General features: G+C 53.9%; 15 protein-coding genes, 6 tRNA genes, 1 other RNA gene and 1 pseudogene. 14 read left to right on the forward strand and 9 right to left on the reverse strand.

Going from position 1 to position 17,581, the window contains the following annotated elements:
- Positions 1-29: 29 nt before the first annotated feature.
- The 3 genes and pseudogenes from GNG27_RS16595 to GNG27_RS16605 form a co-directional block, all read right to left on the reverse strand.
- Positions 30-2,223 (reverse strand): annotated as a pseudogene (locus tag GNG27_RS16595) (EAL domain-containing protein).
- A gap of 209 nt (positions 2,224-2,432) precedes the next feature.
- Positions 2,433-2,508: transfer RNA gene (locus GNG27_RS16600), tRNA-Ala, on the reverse strand.
- A gap of 41 nt (positions 2,509-2,549) precedes the next feature.
- Positions 2,550-2,625 (reverse strand) — tRNA-Ala (locus GNG27_RS16605).
- 220 nt (positions 2,626-2,845) lie between these two features.
- On the opposite strand from GNG27_RS16605, the gene GNG27_RS16610 reads away from it, so the two are divergent.
- Both GNG27_RS16610 and GNG27_RS16615 read left to right on the forward strand, forming a co-directional pair.
- On the forward strand, positions 2,846-3,205 hold the full coding sequence (locus GNG27_RS16610) for a YfeC-like transcriptional regulator (protein ID WP_142486630.1): 360 nt from the start codon (positions 2,846-2,848) through the stop codon (positions 3,203-3,205).
- A 1-nt stretch (position 3,206) separates the two neighbouring features.
- Entirely contained in the window at positions 3,207-3,602 is a 396-nt protein-coding gene (locus tag GNG27_RS16615; RefSeq protein ID WP_156264312.1) for a YfeC-like transcriptional regulator, read from the forward strand.
- Positions 3,603-3,644: 42 nt separating this feature from the next.
- Here GNG27_RS16615 and gltX read toward each other — a convergent pair whose 3' ends face one another.
- Positions 3,645-5,060 carry a glutamate--tRNA ligase gene (gene gltX, locus GNG27_RS16620; RefSeq protein ID WP_106994676.1) on the reverse strand — a complete coding sequence of 472 codons (1,416 nt, stop codon included), beginning with the start codon at positions 5,058-5,060 and terminating at the stop codon, positions 3,645-3,647.
- 257 nt (positions 5,061-5,317) lie between these two features.
- Here gltX and GNG27_RS16625 point away from each other — a divergent pair.
- The 6 genes from GNG27_RS16625 (at position 5,318) to GNG27_RS16650 (ending at position 6,312) form a co-directional block, all read left to right on the forward strand.
- Positions 5,318-5,393: transfer RNA gene (locus tag GNG27_RS16625), tRNA-Val, on the forward strand.
- Between the two features lie 42 nt (positions 5,394-5,435).
- A tRNA-Val gene (locus GNG27_RS16630) sits at positions 5,436-5,511 on the forward strand.
- A 30-nt stretch (positions 5,512-5,541) separates the two neighbouring features.
- Positions 5,542-5,617: transfer RNA gene (locus GNG27_RS16635), tRNA-Val, on the forward strand.
- A 4-nt stretch (positions 5,618-5,621) separates the two neighbouring features.
- Positions 5,622-5,697, forward strand: a tRNA-Lys gene (locus GNG27_RS16640).
- Positions 5,698-5,724: 27 nt separating this feature from the next.
- A non-coding RNA gene (locus GNG27_RS16645) (RtT sRNA) lies at positions 5,725-5,850 on the forward strand.
- Between the two features lie 120 nt (positions 5,851-5,970).
- Positions 5,971-6,312: a FlxA-like family protein gene (locus GNG27_RS16650; RefSeq protein ID WP_142486632.1), complete on the forward strand. Its 342-nt coding sequence runs from the start codon at positions 5,971-5,973 to the stop codon at positions 6,310-6,312.
- Here GNG27_RS16650 and GNG27_RS16655 read toward each other — a convergent pair.
- Positions 6,309-7,244: a LysR family transcriptional regulator gene (locus GNG27_RS16655; RefSeq protein WP_142486633.1), complete on the reverse strand. Its 936-nt coding sequence runs from the start codon at positions 7,242-7,244 to the stop codon at positions 6,309-6,311. The two genes, GNG27_RS16650 and GNG27_RS16655, sit on opposite strands and share 4 nt — an antisense overlap.
- An 89-nt stretch (positions 7,245-7,333) precedes the next feature.
- Here GNG27_RS16655 and GNG27_RS16660 point away from each other — a divergent pair, with 89 nt between their 5' ends.
- Entirely contained in the window at positions 7,334-8,332 is a 999-nt protein-coding gene (locus tag GNG27_RS16660; protein ID WP_142486634.1) for a bile acid:sodium symporter family protein, read from the forward strand.
- Here the strand turns inward: GNG27_RS16660 and GNG27_RS16665 are convergent.
- The 3 genes from GNG27_RS16665 to zipA all read right to left on the reverse strand — a co-directional run bounded on the left by GNG27_RS16665 (position 8,329) and on the right by zipA (position 11,610).
- The gene (locus tag GNG27_RS16665) at positions 8,329-8,544 is read right to left on the reverse strand and encodes a DUF3820 family protein (RefSeq protein WP_156264313.1); all 216 of its coding nucleotides are present in this window, start codon (positions 8,542-8,544) and stop codon (positions 8,329-8,331) included. The genes GNG27_RS16660 and GNG27_RS16665 overlap by 4 nt on opposite strands.
- Before the next feature lies 1 nt (position 8,545).
- Positions 8,546-10,561, reverse strand: coding sequence for an NAD-dependent DNA ligase LigA (gene ligA, locus GNG27_RS16670; RefSeq protein WP_156264314.1), 2,016 nt, complete (start codon positions 10,559-10,561; stop codon positions 8,546-8,548).
- Positions 10,562-10,632: 71 nt separating this feature from the next.
- Positions 10,633-11,610, reverse strand: a complete 978-nt coding sequence (gene zipA, locus GNG27_RS16675) for a cell division protein ZipA (protein ID WP_142486636.1) — start codon at positions 11,608-11,610, stop codon at positions 10,633-10,635.
- Between the two features lie 230 nt (positions 11,611-11,840).
- Between zipA and cysZ the strand changes: the two genes are divergently transcribed.
- The 5 genes from cysZ (at position 11,841) to crr (ending at position 16,695) form a co-directional block, all read left to right on the forward strand.
- Complete coding sequence (gene cysZ / locus GNG27_RS16680; protein WP_032612971.1) at positions 11,841-12,602, forward strand: sulfate transporter CysZ; 762 nt, start codon at positions 11,841-11,843, stop codon at positions 12,600-12,602.
- A gap of 163 nt (positions 12,603-12,765) precedes the next feature.
- On the forward strand, positions 12,766-13,737 hold the full coding sequence (gene cysK, locus GNG27_RS16685; RefSeq protein ID WP_106994669.1) for a cysteine synthase A: 972 nt from the start codon (positions 12,766-12,768) through the stop codon (positions 13,735-13,737).
- A gap of 380 nt (positions 13,738-14,117) precedes the next feature.
- A complete protein-coding gene (gene ptsH / locus GNG27_RS16690; RefSeq protein WP_000487600.1) occupies positions 14,118-14,375 on the forward strand; it encodes a phosphocarrier protein Hpr in 258 nt (85 codons plus the stop codon).
- Positions 14,376-14,420: 45 nt separating this feature from the next.
- Positions 14,421-16,148, forward strand: coding sequence for a phosphoenolpyruvate-protein phosphotransferase PtsI (ptsI, locus tag GNG27_RS16695; RefSeq protein ID WP_142486637.1), 1,728 nt, complete (start codon positions 14,421-14,423; stop codon positions 16,146-16,148).
- Positions 16,149-16,191: 43 nt separating this feature from the next.
- The gene (gene crr / locus GNG27_RS16700; protein ID WP_032612978.1) at positions 16,192-16,695 is read left to right on the forward strand and encodes a PTS glucose transporter subunit IIA; all 504 of its coding nucleotides are present in this window, start codon (positions 16,192-16,194) and stop codon (positions 16,693-16,695) included.
- A 48-nt stretch (positions 16,696-16,743) separates the two neighbouring features.
- Here crr and pdxK read toward each other — a convergent pair whose 3' ends face one another.
- Positions 16,744-17,580 (reverse strand): pyridoxine/pyridoxal/pyridoxamine kinase, encoded by an 837-nt coding sequence (pdxK, locus tag GNG27_RS16705; RefSeq protein ID WP_156264315.1) that lies wholly within the window; start codon positions 17,578-17,580, stop codon positions 16,744-16,746.
- Position 17,581: the final 1 nt, after the last annotated feature.

The following is a 17,581-nucleotide window of genomic DNA, read 5'->3' on the forward strand; positions in this document are numbered from 1 at the left end:
AAACCGGGGACTTATCCTCCCCGGTTTTTTTACGCCTGTAATTCATTGAGCGGGCGCGGTTTGCCCACTAAATACCCCTGAAGATAATCTACCCCCGAGGCGAGCAACATCTCGCGCTGCTCCTCCGTTTCAACATACTCCGCCACCACACACAGGGACCGGGTCTTCGCCAGGTTACAGATGGACTTCACGATCATCGCATCCATACTGTCACTACAAATATCCTTCACGAAGCAGCCATCAATTTTGATGACATCCGCCTGCAGGCGCTTGAGACGTTCATAATTGGCGTAACCGGTACCGAAATCGTCGATGGCAAGCTTGAAGCCGTAGTGACGCAGCTGCTGAATGTTGGCGATACTGACTTCCGAATTAGAGAACGCCTGCTCTTCGGTCACCTCGATGATCACCGTCTGCGGCCTTATCCCGTAGCGTTCAAACAGGGCAATGATCTCCGTCGCGACCTCTTTCTGCATCAGCGTCAAGGGCATCAGGTTCACCGAGAAACGCGCACAGCAATTTTCCGAGGGATGATCCCGCAGCCATGCCAGCAGCGCCTCCACCACGCTGATATCGAAGCGCCGACTCAGGTTAAATTGCGCCACCAGCGGCAGAAACTTATCGGGGGTCAGGATCTCCCCTTCGCTCTCCAGACGTGAAAGGATTTCGTGGTAGCCCACGCCATCGCCTCTCTGGATGGGCTGCGCATACAGGCGTAAGCCGCCCTCATCCAGCGCCCGTTTGACCCGGCTGAGCATTAGCACGCGCTCCGTCGTCTGCCCTGAGACCGTCTCCAGACTGTTATTCAGCGACAGAACCTGATGCGCCGGGCAGGACTTTTCGGCCAGCCAGCTGAGCTGACCCAGCGTATGGTAGAGACTTTCACCGCATTTGTACTCCACGCCTCCCCAGGCGCCGCCAAACTCAATATCCAGCCCGGTGTTGTTCCAGTAGATTTTACGGCTATTCAGATGATCAACAATGTGCTGTAACCGCGCCCCCGTTTCCGGGCCGCTGAGCACCACCACCAGTTCATTACCGGGGATCTGGAAAACATATTCATTAGGCATCAGCAACGGCTGCAACTCACGAATGATGGCGCGTTTACACTGCACCCGCATCATCAGGCCATAATGACGACTCAGAAACTCCAGGTTATCCATTCGCAAACAGCACAGGGTGATGCCCTTGTTGTCGGTCAGAAAGGACTCCAGGGCGCGCAGGTTACGCAAGCCGGTCAGCGGATCGACCAGCGCCCTCTCCTGCCAGCCACGCTTCAGCCATTCGCTGCGCTGATAAATGCGCGACATATAAGCCAGACAGATGGCGAAGGAGATAAGTACCGACAGCACAAACGCCAGCGAGTAACCATTCTGCACGCCCTGCAAAAAATTGCTGTTATAGGTCAGCAGCATCAATGCGCTTAGCGCCCAACCAAGGATTATCAGCGGATAGCGAAATCGACTGATGCCAATTGTAAATAAAATGAAAATAACTGGCACCAGATAGCCGGCAATAATATCTGACGTAAAGGGTAAACAGAGCAGAAGAAGCCCAACAATAAGGCAAATAAGTAATGCAGATGTAAATAACTGGTTTCGGGACGAAAAGGAATTATGTATATTTCTTCGCCAGAAGGCGCGCATAATTCGGATTAATAATCATTCTTAACGGATAATAGAACAGCATGGTAAAGATGATAACGGCGCAAACCAGGCTCTGAACATCGACAACATGATATATTACTGAGCCCCGGTCGGTGAAATTGGCGAGGGTAACGGGAAAATCGCAAATATAGCCTGCCAGGTACATCGACAGTTTTATTGCCAGCGGCAGAACAAACCCCAGCCACGCAATGCGCGCCGCCATGAACCGGCTGGGGACATGGTAGCGCCAGCGCGACCCCACCTGCCAGCGGAGTATGGCGCATACCGCTAAAGTACTAAATACCTGGCAAAAAAGCAGGATAAGATCCTGCTTTGCCGACAGCTGTAAATTCCATTCGTTAAGGATGGCAAAGCTGATAATAATCGGCAGGATGGCCTGACGACCAAATAATAATACGATCGCCAGCATGACGCTCAGCGGCATCCAAGCAAGATAAACCTCAAAGCCATCGACAACAGATTTGGGTGAAATAAGGCGGGAAAAAGGCACGACAATCATGCATAACGCCAGAGCAAGCAGGAAGCTCTTTCCGTTAATATCAATTATGTTTTTCATTAATTTTATTTAACTGTTTACCTGGCGAAATTAAATCTATATTAATAATAGATTCTTTAAAACCGTCATTCAACATTCCAGGCCACGAAAAGTCATTACATAAAGTAAAGTTTTTACCCAAAAAAGCGATGTATTTGTCAACGTGGTGATAGCAAAGGATTTATTGCAGGCATAAAAAAACCCCCGCCATTCGGCGAGGGTTCAAATTTTGGTGGAGCTAAGCGGGATCGAACCGCTGACCTCTTGCATGCCATGCAAGCGCTCTCCCAGCTGAGCTATAGCCCCACAATTTTGTTTACGCGCCAGACTCTGTTGGGTTCAGAGTTTGGTGGAGCTAAGCGGGATCGAACCGCTGACCTCTTGCATGCCATGCAAGCGCTCTCCCAGCTGAGCTATAGCCCCATCGCGTAAAGCGTGTCGTGTTGACGGGCGGCATAATATGAATTCCCTTGCTGAGTGTCAACGGCAAATTATCACTCTGGCGTTCAACCGCTGAAAATTCATGCAAATGAATCACATTGCGAGAATGCTCGCAGTCATGAGTTAATCTTGTCACGTTTTCCAGTAAAACGGTGTTATAAAATGAACCACTCATTACCCACACTCTTACTCAGGAAATTGCATGATCAAGGAACGAATGACGCCAGAAGAGTTGGCCCGGCTCACTGGCTATAGCCGACAGACCATCAATAAATGGGTGCGTAAAGAGGGATGGTCCACGTCGCCAAAACCTGGTGTTCAGGGCGGTAAAGCGCGTCTGGTCCATGTTAATGAGAAAGTACGGGAATTTATTCGCAATGCGCGTCGAGCCCCGGATGTGGCGACCTTACTGGAAGCAACCCCGGATAACTCGCTGCAGGCCCTGCTGATCACGCTGGCCAACGAAATGACACCGACAGAACAGAAACAACTTACCTCTTTATTACTCCGGGAAGGGATCACCGGATTGTTGCAACGCTTAGGGATTCGCGATCAGAACTGATATGAAAAGATTACGTAGCAAAATGACCACCGAGGAGCTGGCGGATACGCTGGGCGTCGCCAGACAGACCGTAAACCGCTGGGTGCGCAAAAATGGCTGGAAGACGGAAGGGATCAATGGCGTAAAAGGTGGGCGGGCGCGCCTTATCTATATTGATGCGCAGGTGCGTGCGCACATCATGAATATTCCCGCCATTCGTAAACGACAGGCCCTCTACCAGCTGGCAGAGAGCACGGCCAGCTACGGTGACGCCAAGCCGGTTGCCGTGCTTCCTGGGATCATCAACGCGCTGGAGAATATGACCTTAACGGAACAGGAGCGGCTTGAAACGCTGCTTACACGGGAAGGGATACAAGGTTTTCTCGTGCGGCTGAGCATTCATCAGCCTGAGAATTAAAAAACGGCAGGGAAACCTGCCGTTTTATTTTTTATTTCCTGATTACTGCTGGCTTTCGCGCTCAGCAATAAAGTCGAGCGCTCTGTTGATACGCGCCACGCTGCGGGTTTTACCAATCGCGTGTACCGTAACGTCCAGAGCAGGAGACTGACCGGCACCGGTAACGGCTACGCGCAGCGGCATGCCAACTTTACCCATTCCGACTTCCAGCTCATCCGCTGTCGCCTGAATAGCATGATGCACATTCTCAGCGCTCCAGTCGGTAATGGCGGCCAGCTTGTCGCGAACCACTTCCAGCGGCTGACGCGCAACCGGACGCAGGTGTTTCTTCGCGGCGTCGGCATCGAACTCGTCATACTCTTCATAGAAGTAGCGGCAGTTTTCCGCGATCTCTTTCAGGGTCTTACAACGTTCACCCAGCAGTTTAATCAGGTCGGCCAGCTGAGGACCGTTGCGGGTATCGATGTTTGCCTGCTCGATGTGCCACTGCAGCTGGGTCGCAACGTACTCTGGTGGCAGAGTATTGATGTAGTGATGGTTCAGCCACAGCAGTTTATCGGTATTGAACGCACTGGCAGACTTACCCACCGCACTCAGGGTGAAGAGCTGGATCATCTCTTCACGGCTGAAGATCTCCTGATCGCCGTGGGACCAGCCCAGACGCACCAGATAGTTGAGCAGGGCTTCCGGCAGATAGCCGTCGTCACGGTACTGCATCACGCTGACTGCACCATGGCGTTTGGACAGTTTTTTACCGTCGTCGCCGTTGATCATCGACACGTGCGCGTAAACCGGAACCGGGGCATTCAGCGCTTTAAGGATGTTGATCTGACGTGGGGTGTTGTTGATATGGTCTTCGCCACGCACCACGTGGGTGATCGCCATATCCCAGTCATCGACCACGACGCAGAAGTTATAGGTTGGAGAACCGTCGGTACGGCGGATAATCAGATCGTCCAGCTCCTGGTTGCTGAATTCGATCGGGCCGCGGATCTGATCGTCAAAAATGACCGAACCTTCCTGCGGGTTTGCGAAACGCACCACACAAGGCTCGTCCGCGGCGTGATGTTGATGATCGTGGCGGCAGCGACCGTCGTAACGTGGCTTTTCATTATTTGCCATCTGCTCTTCACGCAGGGCTTCCAGACGCTCTTTCGAGCAGTAGCACTTATACGCCGTGCCTGCTTCAAGCATCTCATCAATAACCGCGTTATAGCGATCAAAACGTTTGGTCTGGAAATAGGGGCCTTCATCCCACTCCAGGTTAAGCCAGTTCATACCATCCATAATGGCTTCGATTGCTTCCGGCGTGGAGCGTTCGAGATCGGTGTCTTCGATACGCAGCACAAACTCACCGCCCTGGTTGCGAGCAAACAGCCAGGAATAGAGAGCAGTACGCGCGCCGCCGACGTGCAGATAGCCGGTCGGGCTTGGCGCGAAGCGAGTTTTGATTTTCATGAAGTGGCCTTACAGTGATAAAGATGCCGACAACCGGCATATCCTGGAAACTTAAGTGGGCAATATTCTATCACTCCCGCCTGATTCCTCAATCTTGTTGCTGTCAGATCCTTATTCATAGCCGTTTTTGTTTAGAAATCATGCATCACTGGTGGTTTCGCGATCGTTTTGTTTAATTTTACGACGAACGAACAAAATCTTTAGAAAAGCCGTTGACTCATTTTCAACTCTCCCTATAATGCGACTCCACACAGCGGGGGTGATTAGCTCAGTTGGTAGAGCATCTCCTTTACACGGAGGGGGTCGGCGGTTCGAGCCCGTCATCACCCACCATCTACTTCGATAGATGCCGCAGTGTAGATAAGAATTGAGAATGGGCGATTAGCTCAGTTGGTAGAGCATCTCCTTTACACGGAGGGGGTCGGCGGTTCGAGCCCGTCATCGCCCACCATTCTCACCTTATCGATAGCAGTTCCGAAATGGGCGATTAGCTCAGTTGGTAGAGCATCTCCTTTACACGGAGGGGGTCGGCGGTTCGAGCCCGTCATCGCCCACCATTTCGGGTCGTTAGCTCAGTTGGTAGAGCAGTTGACTTTTAATCAATTGGTCGCAGGTTCGAATCCTGCACGACCCACCAATGTAAAAAAGCGCCCTAAAGGCGCTTTTTTGCTATCTGCGATATAGACGATTCGAACCTGCAGCAGGTTCGAGCCGAACGCAGTGAGGCACCGGAGCCGTACGGCGACGGCCCGAAGGGCGAGCGAAGCGAGTCATCCTGCACGACCCACCAATGTAAAAAAGCGCCCTAAAGGCGCTTTTTTGCTATCTGCGATTTCTGCCAATACAGGTAGTTTCACTCAAGTCCTTCTATTCCCTGCCGATATCTCTTTCTTTGGCAGAGGAAATACGCATGACCACCATCCAGGCCTCCACACCTTCCATACAAACTCAAAGCAGTGGCAGCAGCAGTTCCGGCGGCAACGATATCGCTTCTCAGATCAGCCGCATCACGGCCCAGATAACTAAACTGACCCAGCAGCTCAAAGAACTTGCCGATGGAAGCGGTAGCGCTGAGGAAAAAAAGAAACAGCAAGAGCTTATTCAGAATCAGATCGCCATGCTGGAGGCGCAGCTGGCCCAACTGCAACATCGTCAGGCTGAAGAAGCACAACAGAAACAAGAACAAAATCAGGCCAAAGCGGAAGGCATTAATACCCCTTCTGCCGATCACCAGATTGATATCTACGTTTAATGCTCCCCGGCCGTAAACAGTGGATCCCGTATGCGGGCCTCGGTCAGCCGCTGCGCCTGCATACGAACCACCTCCCACAGTGCCTGTGCCGCCCCTGACAAAGAACGGTTCTTACGCCGTACCAGCATCAGCTTACGCTCGACGATCGGCGTGAAACGTTTGACCGTTAACCGGCTCCCCTGGGGCAACGGCAGCGCCAGTGCAGGAAGTACGCTGATGCCAATCCCGGCTTCCACCATCGGAAAGAGCGTGGCGGGATGGCCGATCTCCTGCACAATCGTCGCCTTTACCTGCTGTTCTGCAAGGGCTGCATCAATAAGGGGCCGGCTGCCAGAGGCGTAATCCTGTAACACCAGCTTTGCCCCCTGCAGCGCCTGCCAGGTGACCTGCTCATGAGCGGCAAGAGGATCGTCGTCACGGCAGAGCAGTAAGAAGGGCTCCGAGAGCACCTCTTCGCACTCGAGGTCGCTGACCGGCCCCGGATCGATAACGATGCCGAAATCTACTTCCCCCTGACGGATGCTCTCCAGTACCCACTGCTGCGGTCGGTCGTGCAGCACAAAATTGATATCCGGATATTGCTGATTACTCTGCGCGATGCAGTGAGGAATGAGATGTGCCGAAATGGTCTGGCTGGCGGCGACGCGCACCGTCCCGGAGAGCTGCTGCCCTACCCGGCCCACGTCCCGCAAAGTGCTGGAGAGCTCATCGAGGATCCTTTCCAGCCGGGCCGCCAGCTGATGACCCGCCTCGGTCAGCATCACTTCCCGAGTGGTTCTGTCGATCAGCCGCACCCCGGTCTGCTGCTCCAGCTCTTTCACGCTGTGGCTGACCGCCGACTGGCTCAGGCCGATAATTTCCCCTGCACGGCTAAAACTTTTCGCCTGCGCGACGGTAACAAAAACACGCAACTGTCGTAACGAGTAATTCATCTGTTTTACTCATGAATTGATGCAATAAATCAATTTTATTTCTCAAAAGGAAGAAAGCACAATAGCGCTATCTGTTTTCAGGAGTGTTTATGAAACTTTTCCGCATTCTCGATCCGTTCACCATCACCCTTATCGTGGTTGTCCTGCTCGCCTCCTTCTTCCCCGCCGAGGGTGGCTTTGTGCCGTTTTTTGAAGGCCTTACCACCGCCGCCATCGCACTGCTGTTTTTTATGCACGGGGCAAAGCTCTCCCGGGAAGCAATTATCTCCGGCGGTAGCCACTGGCGACTGCATCTGTGGGTAATGTGCAGCACCTTTGTCGTTTTCCCGGTGCTGGGCGTGCTCTTTGCCTGGTGGGCGCCGGTCAATGTCGATCCGGCACTCTATACCGGCTTCCTGTATCTCTGTATTTTGCCGGCTACGGTGCAGTCAGCCATCGCCTTTACCTCAATGGCGGGTGGCAACGTGGCGGCGGCCGTCTGCTCGGCGTCCGCCTCCAGCCTGCTGGGGATTTTCCTCTCGCCGCTGCTGGTTGGCCTGGTGATGGACATGCACGGGGCGGAAGGGAGTCTGGAGCAGGTGGGCAAAATCATGCTGCAGCTGCTGCTGCCGTTTGTGCTGGGACATCTTTCCCGTCCGTGGATCGGAGCCTTTGTGGCGAAGCATAAGAAGTGGATTGCCAAAACCGATCAGTCATCGATTCTGCTGGTGGTTTACTCCGCCTTCAGCGAAGCCGTAGTCAATGGCATCTGGCATAAAGTCGGGATCGGATCGCTGCTGTTTATCGTGGTGGTCAGCCTGGTGCTGCTGGCGATTATTATTGGTATCAACGTGTTTGCCGCGCGCCGCTTCGGATTTAACAAAGCCGATGAGATCACCATTGTCTTCTGCGGTTCGAAAAAGAGCCTGGCAAACGGGATCCCGATGGCCAACATTCTGTTTCCAACCTCGGTGATTGGGATGATGGTGCTGCCGCTGATGATCTTCCACCAGCTACAGCTGATGATTTGCGCGGTCATGGCGCGTCGCTACAAACGCCAGACCGACGAGTTGCAGGCCCAGGAGCAGGCCCGCACGGCAAAAGTTTAAGGACGACGCAGGGGCTGAACCAGCTGGATCAGCCCTTCGGTTTTAATCAGCAACGTGAGCGCCATCAGCTCGCCAAGATGCCCGGCAGGAAACTCATCCTTACGGGCAAACCACAGCAGATACTCTTCCGGCACATCAATCAGTCGACGGCCTTTATACTTCCCGAAGGGCATTTCGGTATTGGCTATCTCGATAAGCTGCGCTTTATCCACGTTACTCTCCCAACAGACGCAGCATCTCTGCTTCATCAATCACGTCAATACCCAGCTCCTGAGCCTTTGCCAGCTTGGAGCCCGCCGCTTCCCCGGCAATCACCAGGTCAGTTTTCTTCGACACGCTGCCGGCCACTTTAGCCCCCAGCGCCGTCAGACGCGCTTTGGCATCATCGCGAGAAAGCTGGCTCAGGCTACCGGTTAGCACGACGGTTTTCCCGGCGAACGGGCTGTCGATCTCTTCGGCATTGATCACCTGCGGCGCCGGCCAGCGAATGCCTTCGTTAAGCAGCTGACCGATCACCTCGCGGTTGCTCTCTTCCGAGAAGAAATTAAAGACGTGAGTGGCGACCACAATGCCGACGTCCGGCACCTTTTGCAGCTCGTCAATCGTGGCCTTTTCAAGCGCCTCCAGCGTACCAAAATACGCTGCCAGCCCCGCCGCGGTCGCCTCGCCCACTTCACGGATACCCAGTGCATAGAGGAAACGGGCAAAGGTGGTTTCTTTGGATTTTTCCAACGCGTCGGCCACGTTCTGCGCGGATTTCGGCCCCATCCGATCCAGTCCGGTCAGCTTACCCGGCGTCAGGCGGAACAGGTCAGCCGGCGTATGGACGTACTCTTTCTCAACCAGCTGATCGATGATTTTGTCACCCATGCCGTCAACGTCCATCGCCCGACGAGAGACGAAGTGCTTCAGCGACTCTTTGCGCTGAGCGCCGCAGACTAAACCGCCGGTACAGCGGGCCACAGCCTCGCCTTCAACGCGTTCAACGTCTGAACCGCACACCGGACAATGGGTTGGGAATTCAACCGCGCGCGTATCTTCAGGACGTTCTGACTCCACCACGTTCACCACCTGCGGGATCACGTCCCCGGCACGGCGGATAACCACCTTATCGCCAATACGCAGCCCCAGACGGTCGATCTCATCGGCGTTATGCAGGGTCGCGTTGCTGACCAGCACCCCTGCCACCTGAACGGGCTCCAGACGCGCAACCGGCGTTATTGCCCCGGTACGACCCACCTGGAACTCCACGTCGCGCACAAAGGTCATCTGCTCCTGCGCCGGGAACTTAAAGGCTACCGCCCAGCGCGGTGCACGGGCGACAAAGCCCAGCTGTTCCTGAAGCGCGAGGGAGTTAACTTTGATCACCACCCCGTCGATATCAAAGCCCAGCGTCGGACGATCTGCTTCGACCTGCCGATAAAACGCCAGTACCGCTTCCGGTGAGTCGCACAACTGCACACGGTTACTCACCGGCAGCCCCCATGCCTTAAACTGCAGCAGGCGGCCCAGATGGGTATCGGGCAGCTCGCCCCCCTCCAGGATACCTACGCCATAGCAGAAGAAGGTCAGCGGGCGTTTTGCGGTAATGCGCGGATCCAGCTGGCGCAACGATCCTGCCGCAGCATTGCGTGGGTTGGCGAAGATTTTGCCACCGGTGCGGCGCGCCTCTTCGTTAATTTTTTCAAAGCCCGCCTGCGGCAGGAACACTTCCCCGCGCACTTCCAGACGTGCCGGAATGTTCTCACCATGCAGCTTAAGCGGGATAGCGCGGATGGTGCGCACGTTGGTGGTAATGTCCTCGCCGGTGGTGCCGTCGCCGCGAGTGGCGGCCCGGGTCATCACACCGTTTTCATACAGAATGCTGACGGCAAGACCATCCAGCTTCAGCTCGCAGCACCAGCTCAGGGCATCGGTCTGCTTCAGGCGATCCTGGACGCGTTTGTTGAAGGCGAGGAAGCTCTCTTCGTCGAACACGTTATCCAGCGACAGCATCGGCACTTCATGACGCACCTGGCTGAAAAAGGCCAGCGGCGCGGCGCCGACACGCTGAGTCGGTGAGTCCGGGGTAATTAAATCGGGACGCTGCGCTTCAAGCTCGCGCAGTTCACGCATCAAACGGTCATATTCCGCGTCCGGCACTTCGGGCGCATCCATCACATGATAAAGATATTCATGGTGGCGAAGCGTGGTTCGCAGTTCGGTAAGTTGTTGTTCGATTGAGTCCATGTGTCGCACCATTAATGAGAAAAACCCCCGACATGCGGGGGTTGAGGAGGTGTGAAACAAAACGCGGAAATTTACGCGTTAGCTTCTTTAACTTCGCGGATGCGGTCCTGATACTCACGCAGTTTCTGCGGCGTCATCATTCGACGCTGATCGTCGAGCACCATACCGCCGACTTCGTCCGCGATATGCTGGGCAGACTGCAGCATCAGCTTGAAGTTTTGCAGTTCATCGCCATAAGACGGCACCTGCATAAAGATGGTAATGCCCGGGGTAGTGAAATCACCGGTCATCTCCGGATCAAAGGTTCCAGGGTTAACCATATTCGCCAGGCTGAACAGCGATGGGCCGCTTCCGTCCGGGCTCAGATGGCGATGGAAGATGTTCATATCGCCATATTTGAAGCCCGCCTGGTGGATGCTGTTAAGCAGCACTTCGCCATTGATGGTCGTGCCCTGGTGGGCCGCCACGCTCATGACAATAACCGTCTCTTTGCGTTGCGGCTTTTCAACCACTGGCGCAGCTTCAACTACCGGTTCCGGCTCGACAACAGGTGCAGGCGCAGGGGCCGGCTGCGGTTGCGGCGCTGGTGCGACAGGCTGAGGTGCCTGCTGCACAACCGGCTGCGGTTCAGGCTGAGCGGCATACTGTGGTTGCTGCACAGGTTGCTGGCGCACAGGCTCATGCTGCTGCGGTTGCGGCTGGTGTACCGGCTCGACCACCGGCTGCGGTGCAGCAGGACGTGGCTGAGCAGATGCGTAAGGCGGCTGGTACTGATGCTGCGGAGGCTGACGAGGCGCTTCTTGCTCCCCATGGCCTGCGCCGGGCGCAGTATTGGCCCGATGAACGCGTACTTCACCCACACCCTCGTCTTCCGTTTCTTCGATATCGTCATCGCTATCGTCGTCACGAGTAGACTTCATGCGCTTCAGTGGGCGATCGCGAAACATAGAAGAGCGCTCTTTACGGCTGGTCCAGAAACCATGTACCAGTAAAGCGATTATGGCGATCGCGCCAACAATGATTAATATCAGACGCAAATCCTGCATCATTATATTCTCTGTTGTTCTAACACCTTGCCACCACGGCAAACATTTACTCACTAAGAGTATTTGCCGATTACGTCAAGTGCAAGTGTATGGGGAGCATTCGCAGCATAAAGATGAACTAAATCGTGCTTTTTGCTGTTTTTTCGAACATTTCCGAACTGGTCAACGCGCCGCAACTGGCTAATATAGGCAGGCAATTTCACTGGTTGTGATAAAAGGAGCTCAACCTGGTTATGGTTTCATCAACATCTTCCCCTCCCCGCAGCGGCGTCTGGTACTTTTCTCAGGGCTGGAAACTGGTTTCGCTGCCGGGTATCCGGCGCTTTGTGATCCTCCCGCTGCTGATTAACATTTTGCTGATGGGGGGTGCCTTCTGGTGGCTGTTTACCCGCCTGGACACCTGGATCCCGGCGCTCATGAGCCACGTTCCCGACTGGCTGCAGTGGCTGAGCTATCTGCTGTGGCCCGTGGCGATCGTTTCGGTGCTGCTGGTGTTTGGCTACTTTTTCTCAACCCTGGCTAACTGGATAGCCGCGCCCTTTAACGGCCTGCTGGCTGAACAGCTGGAAGCGCGTCTGACGGGCGCTACGCCGCCGGACACCGGCGTTCTGGGCATCATGAAAGATCTGCCGCGCATTATGAAACGTGAATGGCAGAAGTTCGCCTGGTACCTGCCCCGCGCTATCGTGCTGCTGATCCTCTACTTTATTCCGGGGATCGGGCAGACGGTTGCCCCGGTGCTATGGTTCCTGTTCAGCGCGTGGATGCTGGCGATCCAGTATTGCGACTACCCGTTCGATAACCACAAAGTCCCGTTTAAAGAGATGCGTACCGCCCTGCGTGCCCGCAAAATGACCAATATGCAGTTTGGCGCGCTGACCAGCCTGTTCACCATGATCCCGTTCCTGAACCTGTTCATCATGCCGGTTGCGGTTTGCGGCGCAACGGCGATGTGGGTTGACTGTTACCGTGATAAACACGCGTTATGGAAATAATGCAAAAATGTGTAAACGGGGGATGGCTTATGCCATCCCTTATTCCATACTGATCCCCATTATTTCCACGCAGCATATAGATATGCGAATTCCTTACTTCCCCATACTTATTCAACAGGTATGCTGGGTCGGTATCCCAATTTCAAACAGTTAAGGACAGGCCATGAGTAAGATTTTTGAAGACAACTCGCTGACTATCGGTCACACGCCCCTGGTTCGACTGAACCGTATCGGTAATGGACGCATCCTGGCGAAGGTAGAATCTCGTAACCCAAGCTTCAGCGTAAAATGCCGTATCGGTGCCAATATGATTTGGGATGCGGAAAAGCGTGGCGTGTTGAAACCTGGCGTTGAGCTGGTTGAGCCAACCAGCGGTAACACCGGTATTGCTCTGGCCTACGTGGCCGCCGCGCGCGGTTACAAGCTGACGCTGACCATGCCGGAAACCATGAGTATTGAACGTCGCAAGCTGCTGAAGGCGCTGGGTGCGAACCTGGTGTTAACTGAAGGCGCAAAAGGGATGAAGGGCGCTATCCAGAAAGCTGAAGAGATTGTTGCCAGCGATCCGGCTAAATATCTGCTGCTCCAGCAGTTCAGCAACCCGGCTAACCCGGAAATTCACGAGAAGACCACCGGCCCGGAGATCTGGGAAGATACTGACGGTCAGGTTGATGTCTTTATTTCAGGTGTGGGTACCGGCGGTACGCTCACCGGCGTGTCTCGCTATATTAAAGGCACAAAAGGTAAAAAAGATCTGATTACCGTTGCCGTTGAGCCAACAGACTCCCCGGTGATTGCCCAGGCGCTGGCAGGTGAAGAGCTGAAACCAGGCCCGCATAAAATTCAGGGTATCGGCGCAGGCTTCATTCCGGGCAACCTGGATCTGAAACTGATTGATAAAGTGGTGGCTATCACCAACGATGAAGCCATCTCTACCGCCCGTCGTCTGATGGAAGAAGAAGGTATTCTGGCTGGTATCTCTTCCGGTGCTGCTGTAGCCGCGGCGCTGCAATTACTCGAAGATGAAACCTTTACCAATAAGAATATCGTGGTTATTCTTCCATCGTCGGGTGAGCGTTATTTAAGTACTGCACTGTTTGCCGATCTCTTCACAGAGAAAGAACTGCAACAGTAGTGCCAGAATGTAAATATCGCGTAAAAAAGCACCCATCCGGGTGCTTTTTTGTGGCCTGCTTCAAAGTTTTATCTCGTCTGGCATTGCTTCACCCTGTTAGCTCTGGTATTTAAGCTGACAATTATTTTGAAGCTCGAAATTAATCGATACACGAATTCCCGCTGCTGAATCGATTTTATGATTTGGTTCAAGTCTTGCTTTCGCGGCATAATGTTTAATGTCGAACGAGACGTCAGCAGCCTGACATGCCAGTACCGGAAATACGTTTGACACATCTGTGCCTCGTGCCGTTAAGCCGGTGCTAACAATACAGGCTAAAGTCCTGCCGCCAGGCTAGACTTTAGTTCCACAACACTAAACCAATAAGTTGGGGAAATACAATGTTCCAGCAAGAAGTTACCATTACCGCTCCGAACGGTCTGCACACCCGCCCTGCTGCTCAGTTTGTTAAAGAAGCGAAAGGCTTCACTTCTGAGATCACTGTGACTTCCAACGGCAAAAGCGCCAGCGCAAAAAGCCTGTTCAAACTGCAGACTCTGGGTCTGACTCAGGGCACTGTTGTGACCATCTCCGCTGAAGGCGAAGACGAGCAGAAAGCAGTTGAGCATCTGGTAAAACTGATGGCTGAGCTCGAGTAAGTTTCCGGGTTCTTTGTAAAAATCAGTCACAAGTAAGGTAGGGTTATGATTTCAGGCATTTTAGCATCCCCGGGTATCGCTTTCGGCAAAGCACTGCTGCTGAAAGAAGACGAGATCGTCATCGACCGGAAAAAAATTTCTGCTGATAAGGTAAATCAGGAAGTTGAGCGTTTTCTGAGTGGCCGTGCAAAAGCATCTGCGCAGCTGGAAACGATCAAAACTAAAGCTGGCGAAACTTTCGGTGAAGAAAAAGAAGCCATCTTCGAAGGGCACATCATGTTGCTCGAAGATGAGGAGCTGGAGCAGGAAATCATAGCCCTGATTAAAGATAAAGGCATGACGGCCGATGCGGCTGCACATGAAGTTATCGAAGGTCAGGCGACTGCCCTGGAAGAGCTGGACGATGAGTACCTGAAAGAACGTGCGGCTGACGTGCGTGATATCGGTAAGCGCCTGCTGCGCAACATCCTCGGCCTGGCCATCATCGATCTGAGCGCGATTCAGGACGAAGTGATCCTGGTTGCTGCTGACCTGACCCCGTCAGAAACCGCACAGCTGAACCTGAACAAGGTGCTGGGTTTCATCACTGACGCCGGCGGCCGTACCTCCCACACCTCTATCATGGCGCGTTCTCTGGAACTGCCTGCCATCGTGGGTACCGGTAGCGTGACCGCACAGGTTAAAAACGACGACTATCTGATTCTGGATGCCGTAAACAATCTGGTTTACGTCAACCCAACCAACGACCAAATTGAACAGCTGCGTGCCGTTCAGGAACAGGTTGCGACCGAGAAAGCCGAACTGGCAAAACTGAAAGATCTGCCGGCAATTACGCTGGATGGTCATCAGGTTGAAGTTTGTGCCAACATCGGCACCGTACGCGACGTTGATGGCGCAGAGCGCAACGGCGCGGAAGGTGTAGGCCTGTACCGTACCGAATTCCTGTTCATGGACCGTGACGCCCTGCCAACCGAAGAAGAGCAGTTTGCTGCTTACAAAGCGGTAGCTGAAGCCTGTGGCTCACAGGCGGTTATCGTCCGTACCATGGACATCGGCGGCGACAAAGAGCTGCCGTACATGAACTTCCCGAAAGAAGAGAACCCGTTCCTGGGCTGGCGTGCAGTGCGTATCGCCATGGATCGTAAAGAGATCCTGCGCGACCAGGTTCGCGCCATCCTGCGTGCTTCCGCTTTCGGTAAACTGCGCATCATGTTCCCAATGATCATCTCTGTTGAAGAAGTGCGTGCACTGAAGAAAGAGATCGAAATCTACAAACAGGAACTGCGCGACGAAGGTAAAGCCTTCGACGAAGCTATCGAAGTTGGCGTCATGGTGGAAACCCCAGCCGCAGCGACGATTGCCCGTCACTTAGCGAAAGAAGTCGATTTCTTTAGTATTGGTACTAACGATTTAACCCAGTACACTCTGGCAGTTGACCGTGGTAATGATATGATTTCACATCTTTACCAGCCAATGTCACCGTCCGTGCTGACGCTTATCAAGCAAGTTATTGATGCTTCTCATGCCGAAGGCAAATGGACTGGCATGTGTGGTGAGCTTGCAGGCGACGAACGTGCTACACTTCTGTTGCTGGGTATGGGTCTGGACGAGTTCTCTATGAGCGCCATTTCCATCCCGCGCATCAAGAAGATTATCCGTAACACGAACTTCGAAGATGCGAAGGTATTAGCAGAGCAGGCTCTTGCTCAACCGACAACGGACGAGTTAATGACGCTGGTTAACAAGTTCATTGAAGAAAAAACAATCTGCTAATCCACGAGATGCGGCCCAATTTACTGCTTAGGAGAGATGGCTAATGGGGTTATTTAGTAAACTGTTCGGTGACAAAGGCAACAGCGACACCGGAACTATTGAGATTGTTGCTCCGCTGTCTGGTGAAATCGTCAACATCGAAGACGTGCCGGATGTCGTGTTTGCAGAGAAAATTGTTGGTGATGGCATTGCTATCAAACCGACCGGTAACAAAATGGTTGCGCCGGTTGATGGTACCATCGGTAAGATTTTTGAAACCAACCACGCATTTTCTATCGAATCTGATAGCGGTATTGAGCTGTTCGTTCACTTCGGTATCGACACCGTCGAGCTGAAAGGCGAAGGCTTCAAGCGTATCGCTGAAGAAGGCCAGCGCGTTAAAGTTGGCGACCCGGTTATTGAATTCGATCTGCCACTGCTGGAAGAGAAAGCCAAGTCTACCCTGACTCCGGTTGTTATCTCCAACATGGACGAAATCAAAGAACTGATCAAACTGTCCGGCAGCGTTACCGTGGGTGAAACCCCGGTTATCCGCATCAAGAAGTAATTTCTTGCCGCACAGAAAAATGGCGCCTTCGGGCGCCATTTTTGTTTGTCAGGCCGGCAGAACCAGCTCGTCGTACCCTTTCTCCTGGGTGTGCTGCATCACCTGCGTTACCCGATCCCCTGCCCGGCTTATCGCTGCGGCCACGCTTTCGCGCTGCACCAGGGCGCTCACCAGCTCAGAGCAGAACAGATCCCCGGTACCTTTCAGATCGGCTTTAATGCGCGGGTGGGCGCTGACCGTCACGTTGTCGTGTGAAACCAGCACCACGTGGATGCTGTCAGCATCACCGGCAACCGGTGCGCTGGTGATCGCCACCCACTGTAGCGTATCGGATAACAGGCCTTTGGCGGCGGCAATGGCGCTGGCATTGTCCCGGCACGACTTGCCGCTGAGAACTTCCAGTTCGTAGACGTTCGGCGTAATTCCCTGCGCCAGCGGTAGCAGGTGCTGGCGGTAAGCTTCCGGTATCTCTGGTTTGACGTAGGTTCCGCTGTCGGTGTCACCAATCACCGGGTCCACCAGGATCAGCAGATCGGGATGCTGCGCCTTGACCGCACCCAGCCACTCCGCCAGCAGAGCAATCTGGCTCGCGCTGCCCATATAGCCGGTAGTGACCGCTTTCAGCTCACGCAACACATCGCGCTCGCCCAGCGCTTTCAGGTAGCCGCTGAACCACTCGTCGGGTATCACCCCGCCATAAAAAGTGTCGTAGTGCGGGGTATTGCTGAACAGCACCGTCGGTATCGCCGTCACGTTGAGGTGATGCTGGCGAATATTGGGCACCGCAATGCTGTTACCGACGCTGCCGTACACCACCTGCGACTGCACCGCCACAATGTCGGTCTGCTGCGCCCGGGTTTTGTCCCGGAATAAAATCATTTCCATA

The organism is Leclercia sp. 119287, from assembly GCF_009734485.1.
In the GTDB taxonomy this organism is placed as follows: domain Bacteria; phylum Pseudomonadota; class Gammaproteobacteria; order Enterobacterales; family Enterobacteriaceae; genus Enterobacter; species Enterobacter adecarboxylatus_C.